This window comes from Paraburkholderia caledonica, assembly GCF_000383275.1.
In the GTDB taxonomy this organism is placed as follows: Bacteria; Pseudomonadota; Gammaproteobacteria; order Burkholderiales; family Burkholderiaceae; genus Paraburkholderia; species Paraburkholderia caledonica.
The window spans coordinates 209,069-226,495 of record NZ_KB911040.1; the positions used below are offsets into that span (position 1 = coordinate 209,069).

Annotated in this window: 16 protein-coding genes; 11 read left to right on the top strand and 5 right to left on the bottom strand. The window is 62.3% G+C overall.

What is annotated here, in order from left to right; translation table 11 throughout:
* The first annotated feature begins 107 nt into the window (after positions 1-107).
* The 3 genes from H281_RS0121110 to H281_RS0121125 all read left to right on the top strand — a co-directional run bounded on the left by H281_RS0121110 (position 108) and on the right by H281_RS0121125 (position 5,049).
* Positions 108-1,520 carry an aminotransferase-like domain-containing protein gene (locus H281_RS0121110; protein ID WP_020069141.1) on the top strand — a complete coding sequence of 471 codons (1,413 nt, stop codon included), beginning with the start codon at positions 108-110 and terminating at the stop codon, positions 1,518-1,520.
* A gap of 371 nt (positions 1,521-1,891) precedes the next feature.
* The gene (gene mdtD, locus H281_RS0121115; RefSeq protein WP_033379634.1) at positions 1,892-3,277 is read left to right on the top strand and encodes a multidrug transporter subunit MdtD; all 1,386 of its coding nucleotides are present in this window, start codon (positions 1,892-1,894) and stop codon (positions 3,275-3,277) included.
* 497 nt (positions 3,278-3,774) lie between these two features.
* Entirely contained in the window at positions 3,775-5,049 is a 1,275-nt protein-coding gene (locus H281_RS0121125) for an EAL domain-containing protein (protein ID WP_033379648.1), read from the top strand.
* Here H281_RS0121125 and H281_RS0121130 read toward each other — a convergent pair.
* Positions 5,005-6,192: a sigma-70 family RNA polymerase sigma factor gene (locus H281_RS0121130; RefSeq protein ID WP_020069146.1), complete on the bottom strand. Its 1,188-nt coding sequence runs from the start codon at positions 6,190-6,192 to the stop codon at positions 5,005-5,007. The genes H281_RS0121125 and H281_RS0121130 overlap by 45 nt on opposite strands.
* Before the next feature lie 203 nt (positions 6,193-6,395).
* On the opposite strand from H281_RS0121130, the gene clpP reads away from it, so the two are divergent.
* Entirely contained in the window at positions 6,396-7,055 is a 660-nt protein-coding gene (clpP, locus tag H281_RS0121135; RefSeq protein WP_020069147.1) for an ATP-dependent Clp endopeptidase proteolytic subunit ClpP, read from the top strand.
* 108 nt (positions 7,056-7,163) lie between these two features.
* Positions 7,164-8,657: an NYN domain-containing protein gene (locus H281_RS0121140; protein WP_027804818.1), complete on the top strand. Its 1,494-nt coding sequence runs from the start codon at positions 7,164-7,166 to the stop codon at positions 8,655-8,657.
* A gap of 67 nt (positions 8,658-8,724) precedes the next feature.
* Here H281_RS0121140 and H281_RS0121145 read toward each other — a convergent pair whose 3' ends face one another.
* From H281_RS0121145 to xseA, 3 genes are all read right to left on the bottom strand, one after another.
* A complete protein-coding gene (locus H281_RS0121145; RefSeq protein ID WP_020069149.1) occupies positions 8,725-9,306 on the bottom strand; it encodes a glycine zipper family protein in 582 nt (193 codons plus the stop codon).
* A gap of 342 nt (positions 9,307-9,648) precedes the next feature.
* A complete protein-coding gene (gene sodB / locus H281_RS0121150) occupies positions 9,649-10,227 on the bottom strand; it encodes a superoxide dismutase [Fe] (protein ID WP_020069150.1) in 579 nt (192 codons plus the stop codon).
* Positions 10,228-10,445: 218 nt separating this feature from the next.
* Positions 10,446-11,825 carry an exodeoxyribonuclease VII large subunit gene (gene xseA / locus H281_RS0121155; protein ID WP_020069151.1) on the bottom strand — a complete coding sequence of 460 codons (1,380 nt, stop codon included), beginning with the start codon at positions 11,823-11,825 and terminating at the stop codon, positions 10,446-10,448.
* Here xseA and H281_RS36930 point away from each other — a divergent pair.
* From H281_RS36930 to H281_RS0121180, 6 genes are all read left to right on the top strand, one after another.
* Positions 11,734-12,006 (top strand): hypothetical protein, encoded by a 273-nt coding sequence (locus tag H281_RS36930; RefSeq protein WP_164701914.1) that lies wholly within the window; start codon positions 11,734-11,736, stop codon positions 12,004-12,006. The genes xseA and H281_RS36930 overlap by 92 nt on opposite strands.
* A gap of 393 nt (positions 12,007-12,399) precedes the next feature.
* Entirely contained in the window at positions 12,400-13,416 is a 1,017-nt protein-coding gene (gene lpxK, locus H281_RS0121160; RefSeq protein ID WP_020069152.1) for a tetraacyldisaccharide 4'-kinase, read from the top strand.
* Positions 13,397-13,600 carry a Trm112 family protein gene (locus tag H281_RS0121165; RefSeq protein WP_007180583.1) on the top strand — a complete coding sequence of 68 codons (204 nt, stop codon included), beginning with the start codon at positions 13,397-13,399 and terminating at the stop codon, positions 13,598-13,600. The genes lpxK and H281_RS0121165 overlap by 20 nt, the downstream gene beginning before the upstream one ends.
* 264 nt (positions 13,601-13,864) lie before the next feature.
* Positions 13,865-14,665: a 3-deoxy-manno-octulosonate cytidylyltransferase gene (gene kdsB, locus H281_RS0121170; RefSeq protein WP_020069153.1), complete on the top strand. Its 801-nt coding sequence runs from the start codon at positions 13,865-13,867 to the stop codon at positions 14,663-14,665.
* Between the two features lie 208 nt (positions 14,666-14,873).
* Complete coding sequence (adk, locus tag H281_RS0121175; RefSeq protein WP_020069154.1) at positions 14,874-15,539, top strand: adenylate kinase; 666 nt, start codon at positions 14,874-14,876, stop codon at positions 15,537-15,539.
* Between the two features lie 171 nt (positions 15,540-15,710).
* Entirely contained in the window at positions 15,711-16,469 is a 759-nt protein-coding gene (locus tag H281_RS0121180; protein ID WP_020069155.1) for a 3-hydroxyacyl-CoA dehydrogenase, read from the top strand.
* Positions 16,470-16,583: 114 nt separating this feature from the next.
* Here H281_RS0121180 and H281_RS0121185 read toward each other — a convergent pair whose 3' ends face one another.
* Positions 16,584-17,426, bottom strand: coding sequence for a SirB1 family protein (locus H281_RS0121185; protein WP_027778942.1), 843 nt, complete (start codon positions 17,424-17,426; stop codon positions 16,584-16,586).
* Between the last annotated feature and the right edge of the window lies 1 nt (position 17,427).

Below are 17,427 nucleotides of genomic sequence, written 5' to 3' on the forward strand. Positions count from 1 at the left end.
GCACAGTTCCGAACACTTTCGTCGGAACTGTGCAGTTGAAAAACCGAACAGTTGGCGCGCGAAAGCCCCGTTGGCCCGCCGCCCAACGCGTTCGCGAAGGAAACCGTATGCGACTCGATATTCAGTTGGACAGAGACAACGGCGTGCCGCTGACCGAGCAGATCGTCGCGGGCGTGACCGCGTGGATCCGCTCGCGCGCCGCGCATCCCGGCTCGAAATTGCCGTCGATCCGCCAGTTCGCAGCCGACTATGGCGTGAGCCGCTTTCCGGTGATCGAGGCTTATGACCGGCTCGTGTCGCTCGGTTACGTCGACTCGCGCCACGGCTCGGGCTTCTACGTGGCCGACCGGCCGCCGGGCGGCTCGCAGTGCGACGGCACGTCGGACCCGCGCCGCGCCGAGGACGAGTCCGACCACCTGCTCCAGCAGTTCAACCATCCCGGCGAAACACTCAAACTTGGCAGCGGCTTCATTCCCGAGCCGTGGCGGGACACCGACAACATCGCCCAGGCGATACGACACGTGTTGCGCACCGATCCCGCGAGCATGGTCGACTACGCAACGCCGCTCGGCAACTTGAGCTTGCGGGAGCACTTGCAGGCACGAATCGCGCAACTGGGTATCCGCGCGGACACTTCGCAGATTCTCATTACGAACGGCGCAAGCCAGGCGTTCGATCTGCTGATGCGCTACATGCTGAAGGCGGGCGACACGATCTTCGTCGAGGATCCCGGCTATTACAACCTGTATGGCCTGCTGAAGCTGCACGGCGTCCGGCTGATCGGCATTCCGCGTACGCGGAGCGGCCCGGACCTCGACGTCATGCAGGCGCAGTTGAAGCGGCATAGGCCGAAGCTATTCTTCATCAACACCGTGTTCCACAATCCGACCGGGACGACCGTTGCCCCGCCGGTGGCGTTCCGTCTGCTGCAACTCGCGCGCGAGCACAACTTCACGATTATCGAAGACGACATTTACGCCGACTTTCAGGCCGACATCACGGACCGCCTCGCGACGCTCGATCAGTTGGAACACGTGATTTATATCGGCGGATTGTCGAAGACGCTGTCGTCGTCGTTGCGCGTCGGCTGTGTCGTGGCGAGCCACGCGATCATCAAGGATCTCGTCGATATCAAGATGCTGACTAGCATCGGTGGGTCGCTCTTTGCAGAGACGGTGACAGCGTCGCTGCTCGAGCGCGGCGCATACCGCAAATATCTCGAGCGACTGCGGCGTCGTATGCGCGATGCGCTGGGCTCGACGATACAAACGCTCGAAGATGCCGGCTGGGAGGTGTTCGAGAAACCGGTCGGAGGCAAATTTCTGTGGGCTCGCGTGCCGCATGTGGACAACGCGGAGCGGCTAGTGGAGTGCGGTGCGCCTTTGGGCGTGACCGTTGCGCCGGGCAGCTATTTCCGGCCGGGGATGGAGCAGAGTCCGTGGATCAGGATTCACGCCGCGTTCGGAAAAGAGCCGAGGGCGCAAGCGTTTTTTCGGGCGGCGGCGGCGTTGCGGGGGTGAGGGGGTTGCGGGGTTGGGGTTGCGGGGTTGGGGTTGCGGGGTTGGGGTTGCGGGGTTGGGGTTGCGGGGTTGGGGTTGTTGGCTTGGGGTTGTTGGCTGAGGTTCGTTGCGCGGCTGGCGTGATTCTGTCGCGTCTGACTCCGCGGCCTCACTGCGTTGCATCTAACCCCGCCGCGCACGTCAGCACGTCACGACCTGTCCTCCGTGCGTGGCTCGGGCCTTGACCTCCCTGCGTCGTCGGCTGCTTTTCCCTAGAATAGCGGGTCCCTGCCGTCCTTGCGCCTAGCCGCTACTTCATGTCCACGCCGCCAACTCCGCCTGCCTCGGCAACCGTCTCAGCCAGCGCCCCTTCCGCCCGCTCACTGACGGTGATGCTGTGGCTCGTCGCGACTGGCTTCTTCATGCAGACGCTCGATTCGACGATCGTCAACACCGCCCTCCCAGCGATGGCAACGAGCCTCGGCGAACTCCCGTTGCGCATGCAGTCGGTCGTCATCGCCTATTCACTGACGATGGCCGTGATGATCCCCGTGTCCGGCTGGCTCGCCGACAAACTCGGTACACGACGCGTGTTCTTCAGCGCGATCCTGGTTTTCGCGGTCGGCTCGTTGCTGTGCGCGAACGCTCATACGCTGAACCAACTGGTGGTGTTCCGCATCGTGCAGGGCGTGGGCGGCGCGATGCTGCTGCCGGTCGGGCGGCTTGCCGTGCTGCGGACGTTTCCGGCCGAGCGCTATTTGCCGGCGCTGTCATTCGTTGCCATCCCCGGACTGATCGGTCCATTGATTGGCCCGACGCTTGGCGGCTGGCTGGTTAAGATCGCATCCTGGCACTGGATCTTTCTGATCAACGTGCCTGTGGGCATCGCCGGATGCATCGCCACATTCATCTTCATGCCGGATAGCCGTAACGAACAGGTCGGCAAGTTCGACGTCAAAGGCTACCTTCTGCTCGTGGCCGGCATGGTGGCAATTTCGTCCGCGCTCGACGGACGCACCGAATTCGGCATTCAACACGCGACCGTGCTCGTGCTGCTGATCCTGAGCCTGGCGTGTTTTGTCGCCTACGGTTTGCACGCGGTGCGTGAGCCATCGCCTATTTTTCCGCTCGATCTGTTCAAGATCCACACTTTCAGCGTCGGACTGCTTGGCAATCTATTCGCGCGGATAGGCAGCGGCGCGATGCCGTATCTGATTCCGTTGCTATTGCAGGTGAGCCTTGGCTATAGCGCTTTTGAAGCCGGCATGATGATGCTGCCCGTCGCGGCTGCGGGCATGGCGTCCAAGCGCCTCGTGACGACGCTGATCGTTAAGTACAGCTATCGCCGCGTATTGATGATCAACACAATTCTTGTCGGCTTGACGATGGCGAGCTTCTCGCTCACCAGCGCGGGCCAGCCGTTATGGTTGAGGCTTGTGCAACTGGCATTGTTCGGCGCAGTCAACTCGATGCAATTCACCGCGATGAACACCTTGACGCTGAAGGATCTCGGAACCGGCGGCGCAAGCAGCGGCAACAGTTTGTTCTCGCTCGTCCAGATGCTGTCGATGAGCCTCGGCGTGACGGTGGCCGGCGCCCTGCTCGCCACGTTCACGGGCCTCTTGCCACGCGTGACAGCCGCTAATTCGCTGCCCGCGTTTCATGCGACGTTCCTGTGCGTCGGCATTATCACCGCGGGTTCGGCGTGGATCTTCGCGCAGTTGTCGCCTGATATCCGGACGCCCGCGAAGAAGACGGACCCTTCTGAGCGCACGTGAGTTTTTTGGGTTGGCTTGCGGGGGCTGGGGGTGGGTTGGGGCGTTCGTCGGGGCGTTGGTTGAGGCGTTGGTTGAGGCGTTGGTTGAGGCGTTGGTTGGGGCGTTCGTCGGGGCGTTGGTTGGGGCGTTCGTCGGGGCGTTGGCTGTCGCTCGGGGGCGATAGTTGATGGCAGTCAGCGACGTTAGCTGTTGGTCGCCGACGGCAGTCCGAGCACCTGACACAACTCCACGCAGAGCGCCTGCCATGCTGTCTCAGCGGCAGCGTGGCTGCTAACGCAGGCTCTGCCGCAGGGCGCTCCCCGCACCAGCAAAGTGCGAACTATCGCGCGAGCGCCCGGGTTGGCGCACAATGTTTCCGATCCCTCGTGGCAATCGCGCGCACACGCAGCATCTCTGCACGCGCATAGATCTTGCTCTTCAATCCTGTAAACTTACGTATCGCGCATGCACACCCACATCGAGCATGCGATCGCGCCGCCCTTCACACGACTGACATGATGAGCATGATCGAACTCGATCCTCCCGGTTTCCAGCCTCCCCGCCCGATGGCCGGCGACGAAGGCTCCCGGCGCACCGTTCTATACGGCGGCTACACCGTCTTCAGCGTGTTCCAGCCGGTTTTCTCGGTATCGCACCGGCGCGCAATCGGTTATCACGCGTCGCTGCGCGCGCACGACGAGCACGCGGTGCAAGTACCCTCGCACGAGGTCTTCACCCAAGCCGCGCGCCGCGGCGACCTGCTGGAGCTGGGTCGGCTGGCCGAATCACTTCACCTTGGCAACTTCAACGCGTTCGACAGTCACGATGAATGGCTCTTCCTAAGCCTTCACCCGGCCGCACTGATGGACACCAGTTATGGCGACGCACTTCTGGCCGGCCTCAAGGCGTTGGGTTTGCCGCCACAACGCGTAGTCCTGGAAGTGTCCGAACAGGCGGGCGGCGAAACAACCCGTTTTGCCGAGATCATCGACGCGCTCCGCAAGTCAGGCTTCCTGATAGCGCTCGATGGCTTTGGCGCCAAGCACTCGAACATTGACCGCGTCTGGAACCTGCGCCCCGACATTGTCACGCTCGATCGCTGCATTCTCGCCCAGGCCAGCGAGCATTCGCACATTGAACGCGTGCTGCCCGGCCTCGTCTCGCTGCTGCATGAGTCCGGCCAACTGGTGCTGATGGGTGGCCTCACTACTGAACGCGATGCGCTGATCGCTCTCGAATGCAACGTCGATTTCGTGCAGGGCGCCTTCTTTGCAGGTCCGAGCGTCGATGCGGTCAAGCCGCAAACCGCTGCAGGTTTGATGGACTCGCTTTCAGCGGCGTTGCGTGAGCGGGTTGCTGCGCGTGAGCGCGCGCAGGCGACGCGCCTCGCGCCGTACGTGACTGCGCTCCAAACGGCAGCCGCCGAGCTTGTGGCTGGGCGGCCTGCTGCCGAGGCGACTGCCCCGCTGCTGAAACTCGGCGAGACAGCACGCTGCTTCATTCTGGACGGCTCAGGACGGCAGATCGGCGACAACGTGCTGCCTCCAGGGCGCGCATCGCAACGCGCCAAACGCTTCCGCCCACTGCTGCATTCGGAGGGAGCAAGCTGGGAGCGGCGGCCGTATTTCATCCAGGCAATGCGTGTGCCGGGTCAGGTGCATCTAACACCTCCCTATCTTTCGATCAACGAAGCGCACTTGTGTGTGACTGCCTCAATCGCCGCGCATACGCCGAAGGGCACACAAGTGCTATGCGTAGACATCAACTGGGAAGTCGCGGCCCATCGCAACTGACTGCGCCGGGTTGCGCGTGATTCGCGCCAGCAACTCAGTGACCGCTGCGCGGCCTAAAACGCGGTTGGCGGCCTGAAGTCGCGACGCGCTCGTTACCGCGTGCAACGAAACGATCTTCTGAGCGCTGTTGGTCGCGTTGCAGACCGGGCCCTGTGCCCGACTGCGCCTTTCGGCGCTTGTGAGGCTGTTGTACGGGTCTTCTGTAGAGACGTCGATCAGCGCGACGACCTCGCCTTCGATAAGGAAAGCGATGGACGGCACTCCGCCCACCGACACCAGTTCGACGTGGCTCGCCTGCCCCGCCAGCGACGTCACCTTCTCAATCCAATCGCCGAATGTGGAGCCGAATGTAGATTCGTGCTCGCAGCCAGGTGCTTGGGCACTCGCCTGTGCCGGTATTCCCGGCGAGTTTGTTACAGCGTCCGCACCCCCACGTGTGACTGAAGGTGCGACCAGAGGTGTAGCCAAAGGTGCAGGCGAACTTGCCACCACATTCAGCGCCCCGAACTCCGGCTCGTCGCTAACGACTACCGGCGTGTCGCTAAACAGGTCGAGGAGGCTCGCCCGGTCTTGCGCCTCCAGCGCGCTGCGCAAACGCTCGACGATCCGCGCGTGCGCCTGCGCGTCGGGCCTTTGCAACGGCGCGCCCGCACGCTGCAAACGAACTCTTGCCCGATGGACAATCTGCCTGCAACTTGCAGGCGTACGCTCCAGGATCTTGCCGATCTCGGCATAGTCACAATCGAACGCTTCGTGTAGCACGAACGCCGCGCGCTCGTCGGGTTTGAGACGCTCAAGCAACAGCATCACGCCATACGACATTTCCGCGGCACGCAAGGCGAGTTCTTCAGCGGATGGTGCGACTTCGTCGAGCCAAGGCTCCGGCAACCAGCCGGTGGCCTGCGATTCCCGCTCGCGCTGCACATTTCGCAGACGGTCGATCGCCGTGCGCGTGGTCAGTGTGGTCAGCCACGCCGCCGGCGTTTGCACTTCACGCGTGTCGGCAAGATGCCACTTCAGCCAGACGTCCTGCACGATGTCTTCTGCCTCCGCGCGACTGCCCAGCATGCGGTACGCCAATGCGATAAGACGGGCGCGCACCGCACCGAAGCTGGATGCCTTGTCGATTTCGTGTTCTGTCATGCGTTGACCTCCAGATCGTGCGTGATGAAAAGCGCGTGCGCTGATATGCAGGATGCTTTGGCTTGCTCACCGCAAAAAGGGCATCCATTGCAGCTTGACGCTTGGGCGATACGTTGCGTGACAGGCGCGCCAAAAAATATTTATGTCACGCCGCCGGCAGCCGGAGCGTCATAGGGACAGCAGCCCACTTCCGCGAGGCAAAAATGCATTCCAATTACGCATCCGTCACAGATCTTGGGCTCGTCCCAACCGTCATAGAGCAGTCCGGTCGCGGTGAGCGCGCCTACGACATCTATTCTCGTTTGTTGCGCGAGCGCATCGTGTTTCTCGTGGGGCCCGTGAACGAGCAGTCGGCCAGTCTTATCGTGGCGCAACTGCTATTTCTCGAATCCGAGAACCCCGACAAGGATATTTCGTTTTACATCAATTCGCCGGGCGGCTCCGTGTACGACGGTCTGGCCATTTACGACACCATGCAGTTCATCAAGCCGGAAGTGTCGACGCTATGCACCGGCTTTGCTGCAAGCATGGGCACGTTCCTGCTGTGCGCTGGCCAACGCGGCAAACGGTACGCATTGCCTAACGCACGCATCATGATCCATCAGCCCTCGGGCGGTAGCCAAGGCACGGCGGCAGATATAGACATTCAGGCTAAGGAAGTGCTCTATCTGCGCGAACGCCTGAACGCGATGATGGCCGAACGGACGGGGCGAAGCATCGAGGAAATCGCGCGTGACACAGACCGCGACAATTTCATGTCAGCCCTCGCGGCAAAATCCTATGGCCTGGTGGACGAGGTATTGGAAACACGGGCGGCACTAAGCCCGTTTCCTGCCGCGCCAGACAAACGTCACGATCTGTAGGTCGGCGCGTTGAACTGCGTTGTTTGGACAAAAGCTGATCAGCTTCGCTGGAATCGCTATCATGGTCGCGATTCGTCGACATCGACGAGCGCTTCAATGGAGATTTACATGGCGTCATCCAATGAAACCGTCAGCATGGCGCTCTTCTGCGACTTCGAAAATGTCGCGCTGGGCGTGCGCGACGCGAAGTACGACAAGTTCGATATCAAGCTGGTGCTCGAACGTCTGCTGCTCAAGGGCAGCATCGTCGTGAAGAAAGCGTATTGCGACTGGGATCGCTATAAGAGTTTCAAAGGCGCAATGCACGAGGCCAACTTCGAATTGATCGAAATTCCGCACGTGCGCCAATCGGGTAAGAACTCCGCGGATATCCGGCTGGTCGTCGACGCGCTCGACCTCTGCTACACCAAATCGCACGTCAATACGTTTGTGATCATCAGCGGCGACTCGGACTTTTCACCGCTTGTGTCGAAACTGCGCGAAAACGCGAAACAGGTGATCGGGGTCGGCGTGCAGCAATCCACGTCAGACCTGCTAATCGCAAACTGCGACGAGTTCTTTTTTTACGACGACCTCGTCCGGGAAAGTCAACGGACGGTTGCGAAGCGGGAGTCGTCGCGACCGCAGAAGGCGGCTCAGCCGACCGGCAAGCCATCGCAGGAAGAAGATAAAAGCCGCAGCAAGGAAGACCTCGAAAAGCGTCGCACTAAAGCCGTCGAGATTGCAGTGCAAACGTTCGACGCGCTCGCTTCCGAGCGCGGCGACAGCGGAAAAATCTGGGCGTCAGTGTTGAAAAACGCCATCAAGCGTCGCAAGCCTGATTTCAACGAGACCTACTATGGCTTTCGCGCGTTCGGCAATCTGCTGGAGGAGGCGCACGCGCGCGGACTGCTGGAATTCGGCCGCGACGAGAAGTCAGGCGCCTATGTGTACCGGAGCACGGTCTCGAACGTGCTCGGAGAAAGTGCGGGCGAGCAGGCGACCGAACATGCGAGCGAACGTGCCGATACCGCGCAGGTGGGTGAACAGCTTGTCGAGCCTCAGGCGGCTGAAACGGTGACAGCCGAGACGGGCGGTAAGCATGATCAGCGTCGTCGGGGCCGTGGCAACCGGAAAGGAGGAGCGAGCCAGCAAGTCATGCGCGAAGCCGCACCGGAAAGCCCATACGAATCCGCCGGAGCCGCTGATCGACAAGACGACTACGGCGCACCCAGTCAAAGCGATCCGGACGCCGACTTGAGGCAGGCACCCGCGCAGGCACATGCGGATTTTTCGTCTGAGTTGCTTCAGGCACCCGCCGCGCAAGCGGGCAACGTCACGACCACTGAAGCTGACGCAGTCGCGAATGCGGAGGCAGAGCAGACAGACGACGCGCAGGCTCAACGTCGTCGGCCGCGCGAGCCGCGCAAACCAGCCGCAAAGAAAGCGAGAAAGACTGCAGCACAAAAATCGGACAGCGCCGCAGAAACTGCGCCGCCAGTTGCGGAAACGTCAGCCGTCGCGGAGGAAACGCCAGCGCCGAAGAAGAGAGCCGCGCGAAAAACGGCGTCGTCACGCAACCGTCGGCCGCGCAAGACGGCGGGGAGCGGCGACGCGGAATAGGTCGCGGCATTCATCCATGTGCGCATGTGCCGGACGCGGCTCATGCGCGCGTGTGCAAGACCTACAGTCAGTAGTACGGATAAGGCGAGTACATGACCGGCGGCGGCCCGTAATAACGCGGCGGCGGAGCGACGTAGACAGGCTGCGGCGCATACACGGGCTGCGGCGCGTAGACCGGCACTTGCGGCTGCGAGATGGTGTTGCCTTTCGACGTCATGCACTGCGCGTAGGCTGCGTCATACCGTGCCTGGAGGCTGTTCGCCGAGTACTGCGCGCCATTTGCGCCGGCGGCACCGCCGATCATCAAACCGCTGCCCGCGCCGATGGCCGCGCCCGCGCCGGGGTTGCCCGCCGCCGCACCCAACAGTGCGCCGACTGCCGCGCCGCCGAACGTGCCGATCGCTGCGCTGTTGACACTGCTCGTGGTCGCGCTCTGCGAGGCGCCGGCTACATCGGACGAATGGAACGCATAGTCACGGCATGTGTAATCGTCTTGCTGGAACTGACTGAGCGGCTCGCCACTACGCGGCAGAGCCACCACCGAGGGACCGCTCGTCGGCACGACGGCGCAACCGCCCAGCAGTGCAAGCGCGAGTGCAACGGCCCCGAGAGGCAGCGCGGCGCGCACCGGTTTTAGACTTGAAATCATGATGGCGCGAGTAACAGGGAATTGGGAGAACACACGTTAGACCAATCGGCGCACGCAATGTTTACCGAACAGTTACCGTATGTTTTGCGCCGACACACAAAGCCGCGCAAGTGGCCCAAGCAGCGCCCCTTTTATACTCGCGCGGTTACGAACGGTGACAAAGTTGCTGTAAGCACGCGAGCCGTATATCTCAGCCTGCGATAAAAACAAAAGCCCTCACACGGAGGGCTTCTATTTCTGCTTACGCTTAAGGCTCAAATCGCAACCAGCTTAGAGCCTGAGCACAACAACGCCGCCGTTCATTAACTAAGTCGCGGGATCGTTGCTACGCTCACTGTCGACTCACGCGAAGTTCTTCGACGCGAATTCCCAGTTGACGATGTTCCAGTAAGCTTCAACGAACTTCGGACGTGCGTTGCGGTAGTCGATGTAGTACGCGTGTTCCCACACGTCGATCGTGATCAGCGCCTTAGCGTCCGTGGTCAGCGGCGTAGCTGCGTTGCTTGTCGACACCAGGTCGAGCGAACCGTCTGCCTTCTTCACGAGCCATGCCCAGCCCGAGCCGAACGTGCCGATAGCGGTCTTCGCGAACTCTTCCTTGAATTTGTCGAACGAACCCCACTTGGCGTTGATCGCGTCGGCCAGCGCGCCGGTCGGAGCGCCCCCACCTTGCGGCGACAGGCTGTTCCAGAAGAACGTGTGATTCCACACTTGAGCCGCGTTATTGAACACGCCGCCCGACGACTTCTTCACGATTTCTTCGAGCGACAGGTTCTCGAACTCCGTGCCCTTGATCAGATTGTTCAGGTTGGTCACATAGGTCTGGTGGTGCTTGCCATAGTGAAACTCGAGCGTCTCTTCCGACATGTGCGGAGCGAGTGCGTTTTTCGAGAACGGCAGCGGCGGGAGCGTATGTTCCATGGTGCTTTCCTTCAGTCTGTATCTGTTGTGGGGAGTCTGCGGATAACGCTTCAGAGCACTCGATTGTAGGCGACTTGGAATAACCCCGCAAACGAACGGACTTTATGTCCGGCATCGGCGAATGGCCTGCAAAACCGCGTAATTACTGCTCGCGTTAGACCCGAATTCGCTGCCAGGCACAGTCAAAAGTACGCACGCGGCAAGGTGTCAGCGCAATGTCAGAAACCGTCCGCAAGACGCGGTTGCACATCGGCGAGCGCGACATCAGCGGTGCCTTCTGCGAGATGCACGGTGAGGCGGCGGCCAGGCTTTAACGACGACGGCGCTCGCACCGCACGACCGGTTTGCGCATCGAGCACCGCGGCATAGCCGCGTTCGAGCGTGCGCTGCGGACTCAGCACTTCGAGCCGTGCGGCCAGTGTCGAGATGCGCGCGACCTGACGCTCATGTTGGCGTAACAGCGCGGCATCGAGCCGCTGCGTGAGATTGTCGAGTTTCGCCTGATGCGCGGCGAGGTCGGGACGCCAGCGCTGCCAACGCATGTGCAGCAACGAAAAACGCGCTCGAGCGTCGCGCACTGGTCGCGCGCCTGCCGACGAAAGCCGGGCGCTCAACTGCTGCAGGTGCATGCGTTGCCGAGCAAGACGCTCGGCTGGCGACACGAGCCGGCGCGCAAGCCAGTCGAGTTGCTGGGCGCGCCGCTCCATCATCCGGCCGAAGCCGCGAGCGAGCGCGGCGTGCCGATGATCGAGGTCGCGCAACAACAGCACGCGTTGGGGGCTGACGAGTTCGGCGGCGCCCGTGGGTGTCGGCGCGCGCATATCGGCGGCGAAATCGGCAATCGTAAAATCGGTCTCGTGACCGACGCCACTGACCACCGGAACCGCGCTTTCTGCAATCGCGCGAGCCAGCACTTCTTCGTTGAAGGCCCACAGATCTTCTATCGATCCGCCGCCACGGCATACGATCAACACGTCCACTTCGCGCCGCGCGCTGGCCGCATCGACCATCGCCGCCAGCTTTGCGCTCGCGCCCACGCCTTGCACCGGCGCCGGATAGACGATCACCGGAATATGCGGCGCGCGACGTAACAGCGTTGTAAGGACATCGCGCAGCGCCGCCGCCTGCAACGAGGTGACAATGCCGATTGCGCGCGGATGCGAAGGCAACGCGCGCTTGCGCTCTGCGGCGAAGAGTCCTTCGGCCTCCAGCTGCGCCTTGAGCCGCAGAAACGCTTCGTAAAGACGCCCCTGCCCGGTCCGCCGCACCGCTTCCACATTGAGCTGCAACTCGCCGCGCGGCTCGTACATCGTGACGAGGGCCCGCACTTCGATACGGTCGCCCTCTTTTGGCATGAACTCCGCGTACTGCGCACGGCCGCGGAACATCACGCAACGCATTTGCGCTTGCGCGTCCTTGATTGAAAAGTACCAGTGACCGCTCGCGGCACGCGTGAAATTCGACACTTCTCCCGCGACCCACACGAGCGGAAACGAGCGTTCGAGCATGGTGCCGATCGCTCGGTTCAAAGCGGAAACTGGAACGACGACTTCGCCGCCGGGCAGCGTCGGCGAATTAAAAGAACTATCGGAATTCATGCAAGGAAACCTGTTGGGACTGGCCGGACAGACGATAGACCGAGCAGCCATCGGCGTCCAGCGGGCCGCGCAAAATGTCAAAAGTGTCCACATGTCGGGACTTACCAGGACGATGCCGCCAAAGAGGCCGCAGCACTACGGAAATCCGAACCATCTCGTTGATTTATATGAATTTTACTGATGGGCAATGAGAATGATTGCCGATGCGAAGCGCTTGCAACGGCCCTCGCGGCCAGATGGCGGGGCAGTTCTCCACAAAGTTATCCACAGGCCGCAAATAACCGGCTAAACGAAATGGGGGCGTAGGATCCAGTGCCCGCGACTTGCGGGCCGGGACGCGTGCGCGCTAGAGTGGCGGGTTGCACAGCACTGCAAACCCGAGCGGCGCTTAGGCGCGGTGTCGACCCGCCTGCGCCCTTTCGCGCTCGACCTGTGCCCAACTCGTGCTCCACACTTCGACCGTCCGGAGAATCGCGTTCATGCCTGTCCCGCGCATTGCCCCTGGCGCCTCCACGCCGCTGCTGCACCTCAACCGACCCGCGAGCGGCGCGCCGCTCGCTCGCCCGCTTTGCCGATGAGCGGAATTTTCGATCGCCTGGAAACGCGAGTTGCCCGCGAGTGGCAACACCGCGGACCGCTCGCATGGTCGCTGACGCCCCTTGCCTGCATGTTCGGCGCAGTTGCCGCGATGCGCCGCGCCGCATTCTCGCTCGGCTGGCTCAAGTCGGTGCGCGTCTGCGTGCCTGTGGTGGTGGTCGGCAACGTGACCGTTGGCGGCACCGGCAAGACGCCGACAGTGATCGCGCTAGTCGAAGCGTTGCGCGGCGTCGGCTTCAATCCTGGTGTCGTGTCGCGCGGTTACGGCACACGCGTGAAGACCCCGACGCCGGTGACGCCTGCATCGGCAGCAAGTGTCGGCGGCGACGAGCCACTGCTGATCTCGCGCCGCACCGGCGCGCCGGTATGGGTGTGCCCGGATCGCGTGGCAGCTGCGCAGGCGCTGTGCGCGGCGCACCGGGACGTCGACGTGATTGTCAGCGACGACGGCCTCCAGCACTACCGGCTCGCACGCGACGCCGAACTGGTCGTATTCGATCACCGGCTCGGCGGCAACGGTTTTCTGCTGCCGGCAGGACCGCTGCGCGAGCCGCTCTCGCGTCGTCGCGACGCCACGCTGATCAACGACCCGTACGCGAAAGCGCTGCCTGCGTGGCCGAACACCTTCTCGCTGCAACTCGCACCGGCCGACGCGTGGCATCTCGAGAATCCCGCGCTGCGCCGTCCGCTCGCGCAGTTCAGCGGCGAGCGGGTGCTGGCCGCCGCGGGCATCGGTGCGCCGGAACGTTTCTTCGCTACGCTGCGCGCCGCGGGCCTTGCGCCTGAAACTCGCGCGCTGCCGGATCACTACGCTTTCGAGCGCAATCCTTTCACCGACGCTGAAGCCGATGCCATCCTGATAACCGAAAAGGATGCGGTAAAATTAGGGTCCTGGCGCGACGCGCGCATCTGGGTCGTTCCCGTTGAAGCCGCGCTCGATCATCGCCTCATTGCATTAGTTGTGGAGAAAGTCCGTGGACGCTCGCCTGCTTGAAATTCTCGTCTGCCCGATCTGCAAGGGCCCGCTCAGCTACGATCGAGCCGCGCAGGAACTGATCTGCAACGCCGACAAGCTCGCGTATCCGATCCGCGACGGCATCCCCGTGATGCTGGTCGACGAGGCGCGTCAAACTGTCGAAGGCACGCCGGTCGACCTGAATCCGGGTTCGGTCGCCTAACGCGGGTCGGGCTAGCGAAGGGCATATCACGCAGACCGCGTTTTCGGTAAATGCAAGGCAGCAGGCAGCGCAAACCGCGCCGTGAGCGCGAATGCACGGCGGGCTGGTTTCTGTGCCCGTTGCATTGTCGATCTGCCACCGGTGATGTCGACTACGCGTTATCGGCCTTGTCTTGGGCTTTATCTCCTTCGCAAGCCGCGTTTGCTGGCTCACTCCCACTGGGTCCCTGCTCCCGTCCTCTCCACCCTTGCGCGCATCTCTCCGATGAATCACACCAACCCCGCCACGCCCCCGTTCATCGCCGTTGTGCCCGCGCGTCTGGCGTCGAGCCGATTACCCAACAAGCCGCTCGCCGATATCGGCGGTAAGCCGATGGTGGTGCGGGTCGCCGAACGCGCACGCGAGTCTGGCGCGCAGCAGGTGTTGATCGCGTCGGACGCGCAGTCGGTGCTCGATGCGGCGAGCGAGCATGGGTTCGACTCCGTGTTGACGCGCGCCGATCATCCGTCGGGGACGGACCGCCTTGCCGAGGTTGCGTCGCAATTCGGCTGGAGCGACGAGACGATCGTCGTCAATGTGCAAGGCGATGAACCGCTGATCGATCCGGCGCTCGTGTGCGGCGTCGCGTCGCACCTCGCGGCAAGAAACGACTGCGCGATCGCTACTGCCGCGCATCCGATCGTCGACGCGGCGGAGATTTTCAATCCAAACGTGGTCAAGGTCGTGCTCGATGCGCGCGGCGTGGCACTGTACTTCTCTCGCGCGCCGATTCCCTGGGCACGCGACGCTTATCAGCCGCACTGGCCCGACGTCGCGTTGATGCCCGTGCCGCCCGCGCCCGCGGTGGTTCATCGGCACATCGGGCTGTATGCGTATCGCGCCAAGTTCCTGCGCACGTATCCCGATCTCGCGATCTCGCCTATCGAACAGGTCGAAGCGCTCGAGCAATTGCGCGCGATGTGGCACGGCGAGCGTATCGCGGTCCTGATCACGCCCGAGGTGCCGCTTCCGGGCGTGGACACGCCCGCGGATCTGGCGCGCGTGCGGGCTTTATTCGGGTCTTGAGCGCAAAAACCCATGGCATAATCGGACGCTTGTGCGCGCCTCCCGTTTTATTCGCGAGAGCCTGGGTTTGCCCGGTCGCGCCGTGTGTGTTTCTTGCAGCGCCGTCTTCGACGTGCAGCGCGGGACCAGACGGTAGCCGACGCGGGTCCCTCGCCCTCGTGGGATGCCTGCAGCGCCCCAAAGAATTCACATAGATCTGGAGATACACATGCGTTTGATCCTTTTGGGTGCGCCCGGCGCGGGTAAAGGCACTCAGGCAAACTTCATCAAGGAAAAATTCGGCATTCCGCAAATTTCCACCGGTGACATGCTGCGCGCGGCCGTCAAAGCTGGCACGCCGCTCGGCCTGGAAGCAAAGCGCTTTATGGACGCAGGTGAACTGGTCACAGACGAACTGATCATCAACCTGGTGAAAGAGCGTCTGCAACAACCGGACTGCGCCAACGGCTATCTGTTCGACGGCTTTCCGCGCACCATTCCGCAAGCTGAGGCGATGAAGCAGGCAGGCGTCGCAATCGACTACGTGCTGGAAATCGACGTGCCGTTCGACGAGATCATCGTACGTATGAGCGGCCGCCGCTCGCACGCGGCGTCGGGCCGCACATATCACGTCAAGTTCAACCCGCCGAAGGTCGAAGGAATCGACGACGTCACCGGCGAGCCGCTGATCCAGCGCGAGGACGACAAGGAAGAAACGGTCAAGAAGCGTCTGCAAGTGTATGAAGCGCAGACCAAGCCGTTGATCGACTATTACAACGGTTGGGCGAAAAACGGCGACGCAAGCACGCCGCTGCGGGCGCCGCAATACCGTCGCATTTCGGGCCTCGGCACCGTCGAGGAAATCCGCGACCGCGTGTTCGACGCGCTGAAGTAATCGGCCCCGTAGCATCCGCTGACAAAGAAAACCCGCCCCTTTCGGCGGGTTTTTTATTGCGTTTCCGCACGGACGTTTTTATTTGATCTCCGCCCATTGCGTTGTGGGATTATCAATAATTGAAAGCCGATCCAATCTGACTTACCTACCATATCGAGCAAAGGAGGAAACATGGAGATTCGCGACAACGTATTCCTGATTACCGGCGGTGCATCGGGTCTCGGGGCCGCCACCGCGCGCCTTCTCGCGGAGAACGGCGGCAAGGTCGTGCTAGCCGACCTCAATCAGGATGCCGGCGAGGCCCTTGCCAAAGAACTCGGCGGCATTTTCGTCAAATGCGACGTGAGCCGCGAAGACGACGCGACGCAAGCAGTTGCCGCTGCAACGAAGCTGGGCATGCTGCGCGGCCTCGTGAATTGCGCGGGCGTTGCGCCCGCCGTCAAAACAGTCGGCAAAGACGGCCCGCATCCGCTCGACTCGTTCACGCGCACGATCTCGATCAACCTGATCGGCACGTTCAACATGATCCGGCTCGCGGCTACGGCCATGTCGAAGAACGAGCCGAACGCGAACGGCGAACGCGGCGTGATCATCAATACGGCCTCGGTCGCCGCATACGACGGTCAGATCGGTCAGGCGGCTTACGCGGCGTCGAAGGGCGGCGTGGTCGGCATGACCCTGCCTATCGCGCGCGACCTGTCGCGCAATGCGATCCGCGTCATGACAATCGCGCCGGGCATCTTCGAAACGCCGATGCTGCTCGGCATGCCGCAAGAGGTGCAGGACGCGCTCGGCGCAATGGTGCCGTTCCCGCCGCGCCTCGGAAAGCCGGCGGAATACGCAATGCTTGCCAAGCAGATTTTCGATAATCCGATGCTCAATGGCGAAGTGATCCGTCTTGACGGCGCCATTCGCATGCAGCCGAAGTAACAACCGCCTGCGCCACGAATTCCGGCGGCGATAACAAAAAACGCCTGCACATGACGCATGTGCAGGCGTTTTATTTTGAAGCGCTCGCGAGCGCCGTTCGCTATTTGCTACCTGCTAGTCGCGATCATTATGCTGCGTGCGCTGACGCAGTTCCTGCAATTGCGACTCGACGACCGTGGCGTCTTCGGCATCCGGGCGCTCGCCCAGATAGCGTTCGAGGTCTTCGAGTGCCGGGCGCAGATAGTCGAGGCGCGCGTACGCGAATCCGCGGTCGCGAATCTCTTCGATACTCTCGGGCAGCAATATAGCGAGGCGCTGCTGGACGGCAAGCAGGCGCTGCCAGCGCTCCGTCTGCAGATACGTGGACTTCAGATTGCGCAACATACGCGCGATGATTTCGCGTCGTGTGGCCGGCTGCAGCAGCATGCGCAGCGCTCTGCTCACCGATTCTCCAGCCGAAGCGACATACGGCTCCAGCATGTCGACCATTTCCGACTCTGACAGCGAATGTCCGCTGGTGGGATCGAGCATCACGTCGCCGTCAGGTGTCGTTACGCGTAGCAGGAAGTGTCCGGGAAACGACACGCCGCGCGCCGGGATGCCAACCTGCTCCGCCATCTCCAGATACAGGACGGCCAGCGAAATCGGAATGCCGCGGCGACGCTTGAGCACAGCGTTCAGGTGGCTGTTGTCCGGGTCGTAATAGTCGTTCAGATTGCTCGCGAATCCGAGCTCGCGGAAGAAAAACCGGTTGAGCACGCCGACCTTTTGACGGATATCGGCGTCCTCCGGCATGCGGCGCTGCAGGCGCACCACGAGTTCGTCGATCTCGGCCAGCGTGCCTTGCAAGTCGAGGTCGGGGTAAGCATCTTGCGCGAGCGAGAGCGCCGCCTCGGTCAGCGGCAAGCTTTCGTCTTCTGCGACGAGCGTGCTGAAATAGTCGAGAACCCGCGTCATC